General features: G+C 65.5%; 17 protein-coding genes. 7 read left to right on the forward strand and 10 right to left on the reverse strand.

The window, feature by feature from the left end; genetic code table 11:
- Positions 1–10: 10 nt before the first annotated feature.
- Positions 11–652 (reverse strand): uracil-DNA glycosylase family protein, encoded by a 642-nt coding sequence (locus tag VH88_RS05940; protein ID WP_045810402.1) that lies wholly within the window; start codon positions 650–652, stop codon positions 11–13.
- Entirely contained in the window at positions 642–944 is a 303-nt protein-coding gene (locus VH88_RS05945; RefSeq protein ID WP_017504494.1) for a DUF3253 domain-containing protein, read from the reverse strand. The genes VH88_RS05940 and VH88_RS05945 overlap by 11 nt, the downstream gene beginning before the upstream one ends.
- 47 nt (positions 945–991) lie before the next feature.
- On the opposite strand from VH88_RS05945, the gene VH88_RS05950 reads away from it, so the two are divergent.
- Positions 992–1,423, forward strand: a complete 432-nt coding sequence (locus VH88_RS05950; protein WP_045810403.1) for a PaaI family thioesterase — start codon at positions 992–994, stop codon at positions 1,421–1,423.
- A gap of 7 nt (positions 1,424–1,430) precedes the next feature.
- On the opposite strand, the gene VH88_RS05955 is transcribed toward VH88_RS05950, so the two are convergent.
- Both VH88_RS05955 and VH88_RS05960 read right to left on the reverse strand, forming a co-directional pair.
- A complete protein-coding gene (locus tag VH88_RS05955) occupies positions 1,431–2,702 on the reverse strand; it encodes a NupC/NupG family nucleoside CNT transporter (RefSeq protein ID WP_045810404.1) in 1,272 nt (423 codons plus the stop codon).
- 133 nt (positions 2,703–2,835) lie between these two features.
- Positions 2,836–3,714, reverse strand: a complete 879-nt coding sequence (locus VH88_RS05960; protein ID WP_045810405.1) for a branched-chain amino acid aminotransferase — start codon at positions 3,712–3,714, stop codon at positions 2,836–2,838.
- Positions 3,715–3,802: 88 nt separating this feature from the next.
- On the opposite strand from VH88_RS05960, the gene VH88_RS05965 reads away from it, so the two are divergent.
- The 3 genes from VH88_RS05965 to VH88_RS05975 all read left to right on the forward strand — a co-directional run bounded on the left by VH88_RS05965 (position 3,803) and on the right by VH88_RS05975 (position 6,486).
- On the forward strand, positions 3,803–4,534 hold the full coding sequence (locus VH88_RS05965) for a response regulator (protein WP_369796268.1): 732 nt from the start codon (positions 3,803–3,805) through the stop codon (positions 4,532–4,534).
- A 4-nt stretch (positions 4,535–4,538) separates the two neighbouring features.
- Positions 4,539–5,906 carry an ATP-binding protein gene (locus tag VH88_RS05970; RefSeq protein WP_045810406.1) on the forward strand — a complete coding sequence of 456 codons (1,368 nt, stop codon included), beginning with the start codon at positions 4,539–4,541 and terminating at the stop codon, positions 5,904–5,906.
- A gap of 85 nt (positions 5,907–5,991) precedes the next feature.
- Positions 5,992–6,486, forward strand: coding sequence for a hypothetical protein (locus VH88_RS05975; RefSeq protein ID WP_045810523.1), 495 nt, complete (start codon positions 5,992–5,994; stop codon positions 6,484–6,486).
- Here the strand turns inward: VH88_RS05975 and VH88_RS05980 are convergent.
- The 3 genes from VH88_RS05980 to VH88_RS05990 all read right to left on the reverse strand — a co-directional run bounded on the left by VH88_RS05980 (position 6,483) and on the right by VH88_RS05990 (position 8,156).
- A complete protein-coding gene (locus VH88_RS05980; RefSeq protein WP_231576587.1) occupies positions 6,483–7,274 on the reverse strand; it encodes a pyrroline-5-carboxylate reductase in 792 nt (263 codons plus the stop codon). The genes VH88_RS05975 and VH88_RS05980 overlap by 4 nt on opposite strands.
- Positions 7,275–7,291: 17 nt before the next feature.
- A complete protein-coding gene (locus VH88_RS05985) occupies positions 7,292–7,795 on the reverse strand; it encodes a YbjN domain-containing protein (protein WP_017504503.1) in 504 nt (167 codons plus the stop codon).
- A gap of 73 nt (positions 7,796–7,868) precedes the next feature.
- Positions 7,869–8,156, reverse strand: coding sequence for an accessory factor UbiK family protein (locus tag VH88_RS05990; RefSeq protein ID WP_045810408.1), 288 nt, complete (start codon positions 8,154–8,156; stop codon positions 7,869–7,871).
- Positions 8,157–8,329: 173 nt separating this feature from the next.
- On the opposite strand from VH88_RS05990, the gene lgt reads away from it, so the two are divergent.
- From lgt to pgeF, 3 genes are read left to right on the forward strand one after another with little or no spacing between them, the layout of a single operon-like run.
- Complete coding sequence (lgt, locus tag VH88_RS05995) at positions 8,330–9,205, forward strand: prolipoprotein diacylglyceryl transferase (RefSeq protein WP_045810409.1); 876 nt, start codon at positions 8,330–8,332, stop codon at positions 9,203–9,205.
- A complete protein-coding gene (locus VH88_RS06000) occupies positions 9,202–10,287 on the forward strand; it encodes a class I SAM-dependent methyltransferase (protein WP_045810410.1) in 1,086 nt (361 codons plus the stop codon). Before lgt ends, VH88_RS06000 begins: the two co-directional genes overlap by 4 nt.
- A gap of 13 nt (positions 10,288–10,300) precedes the next feature.
- Positions 10,301–11,071: a peptidoglycan editing factor PgeF gene (gene pgeF / locus VH88_RS06005; protein WP_045810411.1), complete on the forward strand. Its 771-nt coding sequence runs from the start codon at positions 10,301–10,303 to the stop codon at positions 11,069–11,071.
- Here the strand turns inward: pgeF and lpxC are convergent.
- The 3 genes from lpxC to VH88_RS06020 form a co-directional block, all read right to left on the reverse strand.
- Positions 11,068–11,967, reverse strand: coding sequence for a UDP-3-O-acyl-N-acetylglucosamine deacetylase (gene lpxC, locus VH88_RS06010; RefSeq protein ID WP_045810412.1), 900 nt, complete (start codon positions 11,965–11,967; stop codon positions 11,068–11,070). The two genes, pgeF and lpxC, sit on opposite strands and share 4 nt — an antisense overlap.
- 186 nt (positions 11,968–12,153) lie before the next feature.
- On the reverse strand, positions 12,154–13,740 hold the full coding sequence (gene ftsZ, locus VH88_RS06015; protein WP_045810413.1) for a cell division protein FtsZ: 1,587 nt from the start codon (positions 13,738–13,740) through the stop codon (positions 12,154–12,156).
- Between the two features lie 280 nt (positions 13,741–14,020).
- A complete protein-coding gene (locus VH88_RS06020) occupies positions 14,021–17,071 on the reverse strand; it encodes a TonB-dependent receptor domain-containing protein (protein ID WP_045810414.1) in 3,051 nt (1,016 codons plus the stop codon).
- Positions 17,072–17,152: the final 81 nt, after the last annotated feature.

The following is a 17,152-nucleotide window of genomic DNA, read 5'->3' on the forward strand; positions in this document are numbered from 1 at the left end:
CAAGCGGCGCTCACGATACCACCGGCAAGTCCGTCTCGCAGGAGCGAATGGCCGCCGGATTTGCAGAAGTCAGAATGCGCCGAACGCGTTCCCGCAGATAGGGAAGCACCTCCGTCTCGAACCAGGGATTCTTTTTCAGCCAAGCCGTATTGCGCCACGACGGATGCGGCAGCACCAGCAGATCCGGCGCATACTCACGCCACGCCCGCACGGTGTCGGTCATGGTCCGCTTGGCCCTGTCGCCCAGAGCCCACGTCTGGGCATAGCCGCCGACCAGCAAGGTCAACTCCATCTGCGGCAGGGCGCCCAGCAACTGCGATCGCCACAGTTCCGCACAGCGTGTCGGCGGCGGATAGTCGCCGCCTTTCGGCGCGGTTCCCGGATAGCAGAAGGCCTGGGCCGCGACCCCGATGCGCGGGTCGGCGTAGAAGGTCTCGTAGTCCACGCCCATCCAGTCACGAAGACGATCGCCTGAAGGATCCGTGAACGGCAGGCCGCTCTCATGGACGCGTCGCCCCGGCGCCTGGCCGCAGATCAGCAGCCGCGTCTCGGGAAAGACCCACACCACCGGGCGCGGGGTGTGCGGCAGGACGCCCGCGCAGGCGCGACAGGCGCGGATGTCGTTCAGGATATCCTGAAGATCAGTCGTCATCGCCCTCGACGACCGGCGGACGGCGGCTCAACGCCAGAGCCGTTTCTTCCTCGGTCGCCTGACGCAGGCGTGTGACGCCACGGAAATTGTCCGGATCGACCGCCTTGCCCTTCTTGGTGATCGTCAGCTTGCCCTGGCGCATCAGGCCCAGAGCGGTCGCGCGAACCTTGGGCAGCATGCGCTGCCACTGCTCAGGCTGTAGCTCTTTGGCCACTTCCGCCGGCTCAATGCTCTTGCCGGGCTCAAGCGCGGCGATTTTGTTCAGGATTGCGGTTTCGATCGGGTCGCTCATTGCGCCTATATGCTGCAACGCACGCCCAGAAGTAAGGCCGAGTCTGCATGCCCAAGAAAATCACCATCACCGAAGGCGAGTTCGCCGGCTGGCAGACCTATGATCTGCACGACACCTTCGACACAGTGGTCGGTCCTTTCTACGGCAAGCCAGACCCCGACGGGCACATGCGCTGCGCCTTCCGCGCCGAGCAGAAGCATATGAACGCAGGCGGGCGGATGCACGGCGGCTGCCTGATGACCTTCGCCGACATCGCCATGTTCCAGATCGCCTACCAGGAGATGGAAGGCGCCTCGGGCGTAACGGTCCAGCTGGACTCCACCTTCATCGACGGGGGCTATGTCGACGAACTGATCGAGGCCACCGGTCAGGTCACCAAGGCGGGCAAGAGCCTGATCTTCGTGCGCGGCCAGATCAACACCGGCGAGCGCCTGCTGATGACCTTCTCCGGCGTCATCCGCAAATTCACGCCGCGGTGAGCGTGTCCTAGCCGAAGACGACGCTGGGCATCGCGCCGACGATGGCCGCAGTCATCAGTGTGGCCAGGAAACCGGCGAACAGGCCCTTCCAGACCATGCCCAGCACCTCCTCGCGGCGTTCGGGCATCAGGACCGACAGGCCGGTGACGGTGATGCCGACCGAACCGATATTGGCGAAGCCGCACAGGGCGTAGGTCATCAGCATGCGCGTGCGCTCGGTCATGTCTGCGGCCGGCACCTTGCCCAGGTCGATGAAGGCGACGAACTCGGTCAGGGTCAGTTTGACGCCCAGCAGCCAGCCGGCGACGTCGGCGTCCTTCCACTCGACCCCGATCAGCCAGGCGATCGGCGCGAAGATCCAGCCCAGCATCCGCTCGACGGTCAGGGGTGCGTCGAACACCACAAACCCGCCCAGCATCACGTTGACTAGGGCGACCAGGGCCACGAACACGATCAGCACCGCCGAGATGTTCAGCACGACCATCAGGCCGTCGGACGTGCCTTTGACGATGGCGTCGATGGCGCTGTCGTATTTCAGGGCCGAGTCATAATCTGCGACCGCGCCGCCCATACCCTCTTTCTCGGGGATGATGATCCGCGCCAGCAGCACGCCGGCCGGTGCCGACACGATCGAGGCCACCAGCACGTGGCCCGCCGCATTGGGCAGCACCGGCGACAGGATGGTCGCATAGGCCACCATGGTCGAACCGGCGACCGTCGCCAGGCCCACCACCATCATCAGGAAGATCTCGGACCGCGTCAGCTTGTCCAGATAGGCGCGGATCACGATCGGGCTTTCGATCATGCCCAGGAAGATGTTGGCCGCGACCGCCAGGGCCGAGGCGCCGCCCAGACCCATCGTCTTCTGGAACAGGAAGCCGAAGCCCAGGGTGATCCACTTCAGGATCTTCCAGTGCCACAGCAGGGCCGACAGGGCGGAAATCACCAGGATCAGCGGCAGGACCTGGAACGCGAAGGTGAACAGCGCGCCCTGGTTCGAGACCGTATAGGGTTGGTCCCCGCCGGCCAGATAGCCGAAGACAAACTTCGTTCCCTCGGTCGTCGCCACCGCCAGACCATCCACCGCGCCCGTCACCGCCGCCAGCACCGCCTGCGAGCCCGGAATGGCGAACAGGGCCAACACCAGCCCGGCCTGCACCAGGATCGCGCCGATGGTCAGCCGCCAGGGGAAGGCCTTGCGGTTTTCCGAAATCGCCCAGCAGACCGCGACGATTACGACCAGACCCAGTAGGCTCTGGAGGTTCAGGAGGCTGAACATGGAAAACAATCCCCGCACCCGGCGCGCCTGCCGGCTTTTATTCGCTTCAAGGACAAAGTGACGCGGCTGGCAAGCGAAACGAAAAAGGGCGGCCCCTTAAGGGACCGCCCTCATCCTGTCGTCGCGCCTCGGCTTACAGCTGGCCGCGCACCAGCTTGCCGTAGTGATCCATCAGGTCCAACGACAGGGCGCCGGGAGTGAATCGATATTCGCCCACCTCGGCGACCGGGGTAACCTCGACGGCCGTGCCGGTCAGGAAGCATTCGGTGAAGTCCGACAGCTCTTCCGGCTTGATCTCGCGCACCACGACCTCGATGCCTTTCTCGCGGGCGATCTCGATCACGGTCTGGCGGGTGATGCCGTCTAGGATGTGCTCGACGTTCGGCGTGTGGATGACGCCGTCCTTGACGAAGAAGACGTTGGCGCCGGTCGCCTCGGCGACATAGCCGCGCCAGTCCAGCATCAGGGCGTCGGCGAAACCGCGGCGCTCAGCGGCGTTCTTGGACATGGTGCAGATCATGTACAGCCCCGCCGCCTTGGCCGTCGTCGGCGCCGTCGCCGGATCGGGACGACGCCACTTGGACCATTCCAGACGCAGGCCGCGCGCCTTGACCTCGGGGTCGAAATAGCTGGGCCAGTCCCACACGGCGATCGCCAGGTGGACCTTGTTGTTCAGGGCCGAAACGCTGGTCTGTTCCGGGCCGAGGTAGGCGACGGGACGCACATAGCAGTCCGTCAGACCGTTCTTGGCGCAGGTTTCCTTACAGAAGGCGTCGATTTCAGCGACGCTGTAGGGTATCTCGAAATCGAGCAGGTTGGCGGACCGCTTCAGGCGCTCGGAATGTTGCGTCAGCTTGAAGATTTCGCCGCCGTACATACGCTCACCCTCAAAGACCGACGAGCCATAGTGAAGGGCATGGGTCAGAACGTGCGTTTTCGCTTCCCTCCAGGGGACGAAATCGCCATTCACCCAGATGAAGCCGTCACGATCGTCGAAAGGAACGAAGGCCATTGAAATACGTCTCCCGCGAAACTGACGGTCTTAGAGCCGCACGAATCGCTCAGGTCAACGCCGCAAGCGGGGGAAACGTCGCATGAGCATGACGGAATCGCGTTCGCATGGCCGCTCAGGCCCCATCGCCGGCCCCGGCGTCGGCCGCCATCTGCTGATCGTCGACGACGACGATCGCATCCGCGAACTGCTGAAGGAATTCCTGGCGCGCGAGGGCTATCGCGTGACCGGCGCCGCCCACGCCGCCGCCGCCAAGCGGATGATGGAGTTGATCGAGTTCGATCTGGTCGTGCTGGACGTCATGATGCCGGGAGAAAGCGGCCTGGACCTGACCAGCTGGGTCCGCAACAAGGCCGAATTGTCCAAGACGCCTGTGCTTCTGCTGACCGCGCGCGGAGACGCCGAGGACCGGATCGAGGGTCTGTCGCGTGGCGCCGACGACTATATGTCCAAGCCCTTCGAGCCGCGCGAACTGGTGCTGCGGATCGACGCCATCCTGCGTCGCACCGGCGGCAAGCCGATCGGTCCCAAGGAGATCAAGTTGGGGACCGCCGTCTTCGACATGGAACGGCTGGAGCTGAGCCGTGACGGCGCGCCCCAGCGTCTGACCGAGGCCGAAGCCCAGTTGCTCAAGACCCTGGCGCTCCACGCCCATGCCCCGGTCGAGCGGATGAGCCTGTCGCCCGACACCGCCGACATCACCGGCCGCGCCGTGGACGTGCAGGTGACGCGCCTGCGCCGCAAGCTGGAGGTCGATCCCAAAAACCCGCGCTATCTCCAGACGGTGCGCGGCGTCGGCTATATGCTGGCTCCCGACTGAGCCGATGCGGCTTCTGCCCGCCTATCTGTGGCCGCGTTTCCTGAAGCGGCGCCTGCCGACCTCGCTGTGGGGCCGGTCGCTGCTGATCATCGTCCTGCCTGTGCTGGTCATGCAGATGGCGGTGACCTGGGTCTTCTTCGACGCCCACTGGCAGACCGTGACCGCGCGCCTGTCCGAAGGCCTGGCCGGCGACATCGCCTGGGCCGTCGAAAGCTATGAGGACGACCCCAGCCCGGCGAACCTGGACAAGCTGGCCAATCGCGCCGAGCGGTCGATGTCCCTGTCCATCGTGCTTCAGGATGGGCGCACCCTTCCGACCGAAGAACGTCGCGGCGCCATCGGCGTGGTGGACCGGGTGCTGGACAAGGCCCTGGATGCCCGTCTAGACCGCCCCTACTGGTTCGACACCACCCGCTATCCCGCCTACGTCGACATCCAGGTGCAGGAGCCGCAAGGGGTCCTGCGCATCATCGCCCCACGCGAGCGCGCGGTGGCGACCCAGGCCCATATCTTCGTCCTGTGGTTGGCGGTGGCGACCGTCCTGTTGATGGGCGTCGCCATCCTGTTCATCCGCAATCAAGTCCGCGCCATCGAGCGTCTGGCCGACGCGGCAGAGGCCTTCGGGCGCGGCGAAACCGTGCCCCGGTTCAAGCCGCATGGCGCGCGCGAGGTCCGCGCCGCCGCCGTGGCCTTCATGGCCATGCGCGACCGCATTCAGCGCCACATCGATCAGCGCACCGCCCTGCTCGCCTCGGTCAGCCACGACCTGCGCACCCCCCTGACCCGTCTGCGCCTCGAACTGGCCCTGGCTCCACCCTTCAAGCGCCAGTCGGCCATGCGTGGCGACCTGGACGAGATGGAGCATATGATCGACGAATACCTCGACTTCGCCCGCGGCGAAGCTGGAGAGCCGCCCAAGCCGGTGTCGATTTCCGACCTACTGAACGCCGCCGGCGAGGATGCGAAACGCGCCGGCGCCGAGGTCGAGGTGGTGGTTGCAGAGGGACTGACCGCCTCGGTCCGCCCCCTCGCCTTCAAGCGCGCCATGGTGAACCTGGCCGGCAATGCCGCATCCCACGGCGACCACGTGCGCCTGTCGGCCCGCGCCCTGGCGTCCGGCGGGCTGGAGATCATCGTCGAGGACGACGGGCCCGGCATTCCCGAAGCCATGTATGATGAGGCCTTCCGGCCCTTCTCGCGCCTGGACGAGTCCCGCAATCAGAACCGCAAGGGCGTCGGTCTGGGCCTCGCCATCGCGCGCGATGTGGCGCGCGGCCACGGCGGCGACGTCACCCTGGATCGCAGCGAACTGGGCGGGTTGAAAGCGACGATCCGCATCCCCGGCGCGGTCACCGTCGCCGAGTCCGCTTAAGGCTTGAAAGCTTTCGTCGGCAGGGTCTGGCGGAACGGCGCTGCAAGGGTCATCTTGAGGGCGACAGGGCTTGGAGATGATTTCGATGCGTAAACTCGCCTTCTTTGCACCCCTGGCCGCGACCCTTGCCGTCGCCGCCATGGCTCAGGCTCAGGCTCAGGCTCAGGCTCAGGCGCCGACGGTAAACGTCACGGTCGGGCCGCAGCTTCAGCGCGAGGTCGAAAAGCTCGGTGACCGCGAGGTCAACGAACAGATCGCCGGCCTTCAGGCCGAGGTCGGCAAGGCCTTGGCCCAGCGTTATCCAGGCGCGACCGCCAATCTGGTCCTGGTCGATCTGAAGCCGAACCGGCCGACCTTCGAACAGGTCCGTCAGACGCCGGGCCTCGACCCGATCCGCAGCGTGTCCGTCGGCGGCGCGGCCATCAAGGGCGAGATCGTGATGGCGGACGGCGTGACGCGGCCCGTGGACTATTCCTACTTCACGCCCAGCATCAACGACGTCTGGGGCTACAGCGTCTGGCGTGACGCCAACCGAGCGTTCGAGCGCTTCGGCGATCAGATCGAGCGCGGACGCTTCTAAGCGCCCATCTCGCGGTTGCGTCTGACCGCCGCCGCGACCGTCTCGTCCAGCATCGTCGTCAGGCGGCCGTCCTTCGCCATGGCGTCAAGCCCGGCGCGGGTCGAGCCGCCCGGTGAAGCGATGCGCCCGATCAGGGTGTCCAGCGCATCGTCGCCCATGGAGTCGGCTGCGGACCTCAACGTCGCGCGCGCCAGCACGTCCGCCGTCGCCGCATCCAGACCCGCCGCCTCCCCGGCCCGGGCCAGCGCTTCGGTGAAGGCGTAGAAATAGGCTGCGCCCGAGCCGGCCACCGCCGTCGCCGCATCCATCAGCGCCTCGTCGGCCAGCACGACCGTCTCGGCCATCGGCTCGAACAACGCCCGCCCGATGCCCTCAGCGCGCCGGTCCGCCGACCAGACAGAGGCCACGCCGCGCCCGCGCGACACGCCGGTCGTCGGCATCACTCGCACGATCGGCCAGCCTCCCAGGCCTTCCGCCAGGGTCGGCTCCGTCACGCCCGCCATGACCGACAGGATGACGGCCCGGTCGTTCAGGAACGGCGCCAGCGGAGCCATGACCTCGCGCCACAGCGCCGGCTTCACCGCCAGCACAATGGCCGCCGCCTGGGTCAGAGCCTCCAGCGGCGGATTGATCCGCGCGCCCTTGGCCCGCGCCACTTCGGCCGCCGGCTTTTCAGAGGGGGTGAGAATAATCAGGTCAGACGCCGCCACCGTCCCGGTTAGCAGCCAGCCTTCCAGAATGGCGGAGCCCAGTCGGCCGCAGCCGACCAGGACGACGGCACCCGGCACAGATGCCGCGCTTGGCATCAAGCGGTGCCGACGGTCTCGAACAGGCAGGCATCGATCGCCTCCTGCGGCTTCTTGTTCCCGCGCACCATGAAGTCGAAGGCGGGGTAGTAGCGATCCGAAGCCTCGATGGCCGCGTCGATCATCGACGCCGCCTGGGCCAGGGTCGGGCGCTCGCCCATCGGCAAGGCCAGCGAATGGCGGAAGACGATCTCGCCATCCTCGGCCCAGACCTCGAAATGGCCCATCCAGGTGCGCTGGTTGATCAGGCCGACCAGTTCATAGGCGGCCGTCTTGCGGCTCTTGGCCACCTTCAGATCCAGCGCGCAGCACAGCTGAAGACAGTCGCCCTCGGGACGCCAGGCGAACCACAGCTCATAGTCCTTCCAGTCGCCGGCCAGCGCAAAGGCGAGGTCGCCGTCGTCGGTGCGGTCAAAGGGAAGGTTCTCGGCCGTGAGCACATGCTCGACGACCTCAAGCGGGTCGAAGGGCACGTCCACTTCCTCGGGCCGGGCGATGTCCATCAAGTGTCTTTCACGCTGCGTCCGCGAGAATCGCGGGCGTTAACAGAACGGTAAGCCTGTTCGCAGATTCGGCTCAACCGGCTGCGTCCCCGGGTTGAGTCCCATCTGTGGACGTTCCCTTCACGGGCTTTGCAGCCGGCTTTTGAACGGCCTTCAGCTCTGCGAGCTCGGCGCGCAGAGCGGCGATCTCGTCCTTCAGAACATCGAACTCGTCGCGACGGACCAGGTCCATTTCGGCGGCGATCCGGTCGGCCTGGGCGCGCCAGGCGGTCTTGGCCTCTTCGCCTGCGGCCTGGGCCAGGCCCATGGCGCCGGTCGTCAGCTTGGCGAACTCGTCCAGAATGGGATTGCGGGTCTGCATGGCGGCTCCGACCTCAACGTCGTTAACGAAGGTTCACCGACTATGGTGAACGAAACCTTTCTTTCTGCTGCTTCGCGGGCGCCATCAAGGCGTCGTGATGCGTCTTCACAGGCGACGACGGCGGCGACGCTTGCTAAACCGCTGTCAAAGACAGTCCCGCACAGGAACGCCCCTTGCCCTTTCCCGAATTCGATCCGGTCCTGATCCACCTCGGACCGCTTCCGATCCGATGGTACGCCCTGGCCTATGTCGCCGGCATCGTGCTGGGCTGGTGGTACGCCGCGCGTCTGGCCAAGACCCAGCGCCTGTGGGCGCCGGGCAAGCCGCCCGTCACCACGACGCAACTGGACGACCTGGTGCTGTGGATCGTGCTGGGCATCATCCTCGGCGGGCGCCTCGGCTACGCCCTCTTCTACAAGCCGGCCATGTACGGCCAGCTGTTCACCGGCCAGACGCTGGGCGAGCGGTTCGAACTGTTCCAGCTGTGGACCGGCGGCATGAGCTTCCACGGCGGTTTCCTGGGCGTCTGCCTGGCCATCGTCCTCTATGCCCGGTCGCAGAAGATCGACATGCTGCGCCTTGGTGATCTGGTGGCGCCCGTCGTGCCCATCGGCCTGATGTTCGGCCGCCTGGCCAACTTCATCAATGGCGAGCTGTGGGGCCGCGAGACGACCGTTCCCTGGGCCGTGCGCTTCTGCAACGCCCGCATCGAACAGATGTACGGCTTCTGCCCCGCCGGCGATGCGCCCCGCCACCCCAGCCAGCTCTATGAGGCGGGTCTTGAGGGGATCGTCCTCTTCTCCGTCCTTTCCATTGCGATCTGGAAGTTCGGCCTGCTGAAGAAGCCCGGCTATATCACCGGCCTGTTCCTGGTCGGCTATGGCGTCTGCCGCGCGGCGCTGGAGAATGTGCGCGAGCCGGATATCGGCATGCCGGATTTCCCGTTCGGCCTGACCATGGGAATGATGCTGTCGATCCCGATGATCCTGGTCGGCGCCTGGCTGATCTGGCGCGCGTGGAAGCGTCCGCCGGTCTCCGCTGAGGCATGAGCCAGGCTGAAAGCTTAAAGGCCCGTCTGGCGCGCGAGATCGCCCTGACGGGCCCGATGACGGTCGCCGACTATGTGACCCGTTGCCTGCACGATCCCAAGGGCGGCTACTATGCGTCGCGTCCGGATCTGGGCGCGCGCGGCGACTTCATCACCGCCCCCCTGGTCAGCCAGATGTTTGGCGAACTGATCGGCCTGTGGGCGATCGAAACCTGGAACCGGCTGGGCGCGCCCGAGCGGTTCCGGCTGGTCGAGGTCGGCCCCGGCGACGGCACATTGATGAGCGACGCCTTGCGCGCCGCCCGCCTGGTCCCCGGCTTTCTCGAAGCCTGCGATCTGATCCTGATCGAACCCAGCGCGCCATTGCGCGATCTGCAGGCCAAGGCCCTGGCCGACGCCGACCTGTCGCCGCGCTGGGTCCGCAGCCTGACGGCGATCGAGACCGACGCGCCGGTCATCCTGATCGCCAACGAAGTGCTGGACTGCATGCCCGCCCGTCAGTTCGTCCGCACCGACGGCGGCTGGGCCGAGCGCCGCATCGGCGTCACAGACGATGGCGACCTGATGTTCGGCCTGACCGCCATATCCGGCGGCTTTCCAAAGCCGGACTTCGAGATCGCGCCGGGCGGCATTCTGGAAATTTCGGACCAGCAGGCGGTCTTCGGCCGCCACCTCGGCCTGCTGATGAAGGCCGCCTCGGGCGCCGCCCTGCTGATCGACTATGGCCGCGCCCGGCCCGAAGCCGGCGACACGCTCCAGGCCTTGCGTCGTCACCAGAAGGTCGATCCCCTCGCCACGCCCGGCGAAGCCGACCTGACCCAATGGGCCGATTTCCCCCTGGTGCTGGAAGCGGCCGTTCGCACGGGCGCCGACGTCACCGGCAGCCTGCCCCAGAGCGAGTTCCTGCGCCGGCTGGGCATCGAGGCCCGCGCCGAGGCGCTGAAAGCTGGCCGGCCTGCCGCCTCGGGCGTCATCGACCGCCAGCTGGACCGGCTGACCGGCGACGACCAGATGGGCGCCCTGTTCAAGGCCGCCGCCATCTTCGCCCCCCGATCCCTAGTCGTGCCCGGCTGGGACGCCTGATATAGGTGGGGGCATGAGCGACCTGGCCCCTATCACCCACCCGCTTCTGACCGCCGCCGGCATCGCCCACTGCTTCTTCACCCGCGCGGGCGGCGTCTCGACCGGCCTCTATGAAGGGTTGAACGCTGGCGTCGGCTCCAAGGACGACCCGGCCGCCGTCGCCGAAAACCGCCGGCGTGTCGCGGGCCATTTCAACGCCGACCCGGACCATCTGAACGGCTGCTATCAAATCCATTCCGCCGTGGCGCGTGTGGCCGAAGGTCCCTGGCATGGCGATCGTCCGGAGGGCGACGCCGTCGTCTCGGCCGAGCCGGGCCTGCTGTGTTCCGTCCTGACCGCCGACTGCGCGCCGATCCTGATGGCCGATCCCGAGACCCGCATCGTCGCCGCCGTCCACGCCGGCTGGAAGGGCGCGCTGGGCGGCGTCATCCACTCCGCCGTTTCCGCCATGCAGGCCCTGGGCGCCGAGCCTCGGCGTGTGGTCGCCGTCGTCGGCCCCTGCATCGCGCCCGCCAGCTATGAGGTCGGCGTCGATTTCGAAGATCGCTTCACCCACCACGATCCTGGCAGCGACCGCTTCTTCCACCCCAGAGAGTCCGACGACAAACGCCAGTTCGACCTGCCCGGCTTTGTCCTGTGGCGGCTGCAGCAGGCGGGGGTCGGCCAGGCCGTCTGGACCGGCCACGACACCTGCGCGGACGCAGAGCGGTTCTATTCGAACCGCCGCGCTTTCCAGCACGGCGAGCCGGACTTCGGTCGATTGATTGCGGTGATCGGGGCCTAGCCCGCGCGCGCCAGTTCCGGCACGCGGGTCACTTCACGCCAGGCGTGCGGGGCGGCCAGCAGGGCGCGGACCAGCTTGTTGTTCAGGGCGTGGCCGGCCTTGTAGCCTTCGTAACGACCCAGCAGGGGCGCGCCCAGCACATACAGGTCGCCGATGGCGTCCAGCGCCTTGTGACGCACGAACTCGCGTTCCACGCGCAGGCCGCCGGGATTCAGAATCTCGTCGCCGTCGATGACCACGGCGTTCTCCAGCGATCCGCCGCGCGCCAGGCCCGCCTTGCGCAGCGCCTCGACCTCATGGGCGAAGCCGAAGGTGCGGCAGGCCATGATCTCCTTGCGGAAGGTCGGTTCGTCCACGACGAAATCGATCACCTGATTGCCGATCACGGCCGACGGGAAGTCGATCTCGAACCGCATCTCGTAGCGGTCGCACGGTATCAGGGCCGCATGCTTGTCGCCCTCGACGACATGGACCGTTTCCAGGATCTCGATATAGCGCTGCGGCGTCGGCTGCGGTCGGAAACCGGCCCGATCCAGCAGCTTCACGAACTCCAGCGCAGAACCGTCCAGGATCGGCAGCTCCGGTCCATCCACCTCGACCACGGCGTTCGACACGCCCAAGGCGGCGAAGGCGGCCATCAGATGCTCGATCGTCGACAGGCGAACGCCCGCGCCGTTCTCGATCATGGTGTTCAGGCGGGCGTCAACGACCGCATCGCCCGACACCGGAATGCGGTTGTCGCGGTCGGTGATGTCGGTGCGCATGAAGACGATGCCCGTGCCCGACGGCGCAGGCCGAACCACCAGCCGCACCCGGCGGCCGGTGTGCACCCCGACTCCGGCGATGATAGCCGGGGCGACGATGGTGCGTTCGTGATGGTCGTTTCTGACCGACAAACCTGAACTCGCTCTTTCCTTTGCGCGCCGCACGCCGTGCGGATTGCGCCCTGGGTTTCATTTAGCGGTCATGCCGCAAGCGCGAAATCAAAGTCCAGTTTCGGATTGTTTCGGTCTGAGACACATCCGAGAACGAGAAACGCCCCGGAGGCGGGCTCCGGGGCGTTTCATCGTCATTTGGGACGTTTAGTTGGCCAGACGGCGGAGAAAGGATGGGATTTCCAGGTCGTCATCGGCCTGTCCCGCCTCCGGTTCTGGCTGTTGGACCGGTTGAGCCGATGAGCGCGCCGAATGCGACGATTGCGGCGCATAGGACATATCGTGCTGAGGCTGGGTGCGTTTGCCGCGCCCGAACAGGCTCCAGCCGCTCCGGCGGTGGTCACGGTCGTCGTAACCGTCGTCAGCTTGGGGTTGCTGGGCCGCAGGCGCGGCGCGCTCGTAGAGATCACCTTGCGGCGCGACGCGCGGAGCCGGTGCGCGGGTTTCATATTCCTCGACCCACGGATCGACGATGGGGTCCAGAGTGCGCGGCTGCGGCTCGGCGACGCGGATCACCGGCTCGGGGCGCGGTTCCGGTTCGCGAGCGGCAGGGGCCTGAAAGGTCGGTACGACCGGCGCCGGCTCGATGCGGGGCTCGGGCGCGCGGGGAGCTTCTGCGCGGACCGGCTCGCGATAGGTGTCGCGGGTCGGTTCCGGGGCGCGCGAGGCTTGCGTGCCATACAGGCCGCCGGCCGAGCGGCGCGCGTCATGGCTGGCCAGCGGCGCGCTGGCGGCCGGCGGGGCGATGGGTTCGATGCGACGCACCTCGCCTTCGTCCATGCCGGTCGCGACGACCGAGACGCGGATCTTGCCGTCCAGAGCCGGGTCGAAGGCCGCGCCGAAGATGATGTTGGCGTCGCCGTCCACTTCTGCGCTGATGGCGTTGGCGGCCTCGTCGACTTCCAGCAGGGTCATGTCCAGACCGCCGGTGATGTTCACCAGCACGGCCTTGGCGCCCTTCAGGCTGGTCTCGTCCAGCAGCGGGTTGGCGATGGCGTTCTGGGCCGCCAACAGGGCGCGGTCGTCGCCCGTGGCCTCGCCCGTGCCCATCATCGCCTTGCCCATCTCGGACATGACGGCGCGCACGTCGGCGAAGTCCAGGTTGATCAGGCCCGGCAGGATCATCAGGTCGGTGATCGAGCGGACGCCCGAGTGCAGCACTTGGTCCGCCATGCCGAAGGCGTCGGCGAAGGTCGTGCGCTCATTGGCGACGCGGAACAGGTTCTGGTTGGGGATGACGATGAGGGTATCGACATAGCGTTGCAGCTCGGCGACGCCCGCATCGGCCAGACGCATGCGGTGACGCCCTTCGAAGGTGAAGGGCTTGGTCACCACGCCGACGGTCAGGATGCCGCGATCACGCGCGCATTTGGCGATAACCGGCGCCGCGCCGGTGCCGGTGCCGCCGCCCATGCCGCAGGTGATGAAGACCATGTGCGCACCTTCCAGGTGCTGATGGATCTCGTCGGCGGATTCCTCGGCGGCGTTCATGCCGACTTCGGGGTGGGCGCCGGCGCCCAGGCCTTGGGTGATGGTCTCGCCCAGTTGGATGCGGCGATCGGTCTTGGCGAAGCTGAGGTGCTGCGCGTCGGTGTTGGCCACGACGAACTCGACCCCTTCGAGGCCGGCGTCGATCATATTGTTCACGGCGTTGCCGCCGGCGCCGCCGACGCCGAACACGACGATGCGGGGCTTCAGTTCAGTGTGTTGCGGCTTGACCAATGAAAGCGACATTTTCTGTTTCCGACCTGCTGACCCGCCCCTTCAAACCAACCGACCGCCCCGCCGAATCGCTTTGGTTATGAGCGCGTTAAGGATTGCGCCCATGAAGGTTAAGAGAAGGTTACGGCGATAATGTGAGTCGGACCGAAGAACACCCCAAACCGAAAGCGTTGCTGGGAAAAAGATGACCTCGGCGGCGGGGAGGCTCCGGGGCTGAGTTCGTCCGCAAAATGCGAAAAGGGTTGGCGACTTTCGTCGCCAACCCTCATCGCAGTCTTGGATATTACGAGTTTTAGAAGCTCTTGGAGAGGTTCACGAACGCCGTACGGCCATAGTAATCGTAGCCGGAGTAGATCGGCGCGTTGCCGACGCCGGCGAACCAGTAGCCCGAAGCCGAAGGCGGCTCCGCGTTGAACAGGTTACGGACGCCAACAGTCACGGAGAAGTCCTTGGCCGCCCACTGCGCCGACACGTTATGCAGGAAGTAGTCGTTCAGACGCGTATCGATGCCAAAGTCGTTCAGCAGGCTGTACCCGTTGCGAGCCTGTTGATCTTCCTCGTCCGAGGTCGCCGCAGTCCAGTCGATACCGTAACGGACGCGCCATTGATCCTTGGCAAAGGTCAGATCGAACTGAGCCGTATATTCCGGATCGCTGGTCGTACCGATCGCGTCATAGATGGGATCGGTCGGGAACAGCTGCGAATAGCGCGAAAGGTACTGCGTAACTGCCAGGTTGGCAGAGATACGACCACCGAACACTTCCTCCCTAGTGTAGCGGGCGTTGTAATCGATACCCTCCACATAGTTGGTCGCGATGTTGACGTAACCATTGGTCACCGTCAGCGCGCGGGTAGCCGTGTCACGCGAGACGAATGCACAGTAACCGCTGCGGGCCGCAAACTCGGCCTGCGAGGAGTTGTAGCACTGGGACAGAATGTAAGCCGCGCCGACTTGAGAGACCGAGTTGTCGAGCTCGATCTTGTAGTAGTCCACCGCAAACGCGAGGCGCCCGAAGGATTCAGGCAAGGTCGGCGTCAGAACGATGCCGCCCGTGAAGTTGGTCGAGGTTTCAGCCGATAGACCCGCAGCCGCGCCACCCGCTTGAAGCACGCGGACGCTGCTGGTTGCAGTGAAGCCAGCTGGCAGACCTTGCGATGCGCAGTTGGCTGCGCGGTTCGGGTTGGTCGTCGTGGCGTCGTAGTTGTTGCAGACGTCGTTGGTGCTGGCGATGAAGCCGGCCGTGGCGCCCAGGAACTGCTCGAACAGCGCAGGCGCACGGTACGAAGTGCCGTAAGTGGCCCGGAACAGGACACCCTCAACCGGCGCATAGTTCAGGCCGATCTTGTAGGTCGTGTCGTCACCGTACGAGTCATAGTCCGTCCAGCGCGCCGAAGCCGACAGCGACAGTTCGTGGGCGAACGGCACATCTCGCAGCAGCGGCGCTTCGATTTCACCGAAGACTTCACGCACCGCATCCTTACCGCGGGTGATGGCGGCGGTCGAGAAGTTGTAGGTGTTGCCGGTTTGCGAATCCAAGCCAGGCGTGTCGTCGATGTCGGCTTTACGGAACTCTGCGCCCAGGAAGAAGCTCAGCGGACCGGCCGGCAGAGTAAGAAGCGAACCGTCGATACCCGCGCTGAACACAGTCTCATTGTACTCGGTGGTTCCCGTCACCGGACGCACGACCTTGCTGATCCAGTTGGCCGGCAGGCGGCCCGCCAGAGTGTCGTTCGTCAAGAACGGAGCCGGAATGCACCCTGCGGTCGGATCGGTGAGGTTGACGGCGCAGGTGACTGTGACTGAGCCGGTCGGCCCAATGCCCGTGCGGGTTAGCGACGCCGGCGTGCCGGCAGGAGCGACCACAACGTTGAGCGACTTAATCAGTTCGGAGGTCAGGAACTGCTCATAGGTGTATTCGGACTTAGAGCGCGTGTAGCTGGCATAGGTGTCCCAGCGCCAGTCGCGGAACGGCAGATTGCCGCGTGCGCCGATGGTCTGCTTGGCGAAATCAACCTGTTGCTTCGCCTCGTAGAGACCGAAACCAATGAAGGCACGAGCTTGGACGTTACGGCCGCCGTTCAGACCTTGGTCGACGGAAAACGCCGAACCGCCCGAAATATTGGCCGGCAACAGTAGGCTGCCGACAGCATAGTCGAGCGACAGTTGGCGGAAATCCAGTTGCGAGGATTCGCGACGGTTCACCAGCGATTCAGAATACAGCTCAATTCCGCCAAGCTTGGCATTGACGCCGAGGAAGGCCGTCGTCGTCGTGACTGGCGAGAACAGCGTGGCTTCCAGCATGCGTGGATCGTAGGTGTCACGCACGTTGGTATTCGGCGACGACGTACCGCCGACGCCCTCGAAGCCCACGACGCCCGTCGTGATCGCCGAGTTAGGACGGAAACGGTTGAAGGTGCCAAGCGCTCCCGGCGTCAGGCTGCCCGCAGCGCCGATGCCGGCGCGGCTGCTCAGGCCAAGCGTATTGATCGTGACGCCGCCATTATCCAGAGAGAAGCACTTCGGCTGACCGGTCAGCGGGTCGATGTAGTTCTGGTAGCTGGGGTTTGTGTTCAGGAAACCTTGCGTCGGGCAACGCGCGAAGTCACGGTCACCAACCAGCAGCGCCTCTTGGTCGTAGCGCTCAACCGAACCGATGATGCTGTAGTTTTCAGCTTGGTGGCCCGCAGAAATCGAGAACCGCGAACGATCACCGCCGCCATTGGCGTCGGTCGTGGCGTTATACTGGCCTTCGACGACAACGCCTTCCAGATCGTTCTGGGTGACAATGTTGATAACGCCGGCGACAGCATCAGAGCCGTAGATCGACGAAGCACCGTCTTTCAGGACCTCGATACGCGAGATCAGAGCGGACGGAAGAACGTTCAGGTCAGCCGAGCCGACCGAGCCACGCGAACCGGCCGGCGCAACACGACGGCCATTCAGCAACAGCAGGGTGCGGGTCGGACCCAAGCCGCGCAGACCGATGGTATTCGCGCCCGGGCCGCCGTTGGTGACGAAGCCGGTGTAAAGGTTATTGATCTGCGAGGTGCCACCGGTAACAGCATTGCTCTGGAGAAGTTCGCTGGTCGACGCCAGACCCTGCAGGGTCGAATCGTCCTTGGTCACGACTTGAACCGGCGACGGCGAGTTGTACACGCCGCGAATACGCGAACCGGTCACCACGACGTCCTGGACGCGCGTCGCGTCTTCCTGGTCCTGATCGTTGGACGAGGTGCTTGTGCTTGTAGTGGTCGATGTCGCCTGAGCCCAAACAGGCGCAGCAGCGGCCATTACGCCGGCGATGATTGTGGTGCTGAAGAGATATTTACGCTTCGAAAGCATATGAAAATGGCCCCTGCGAGAACGAAACACGCGGATGCGGACAAACCGCCCCCTCTGATCGTGTCTTCGATTAGCCCAAAA

Origin of the sequence: Brevundimonas sp. KM4 (assembly GCF_000964075.1) — a bacterium.
In the GTDB taxonomy this organism is placed as follows: domain Bacteria; phylum Pseudomonadota; class Alphaproteobacteria; order Caulobacterales; family Caulobacteraceae; genus Brevundimonas; species Brevundimonas huaxiensis.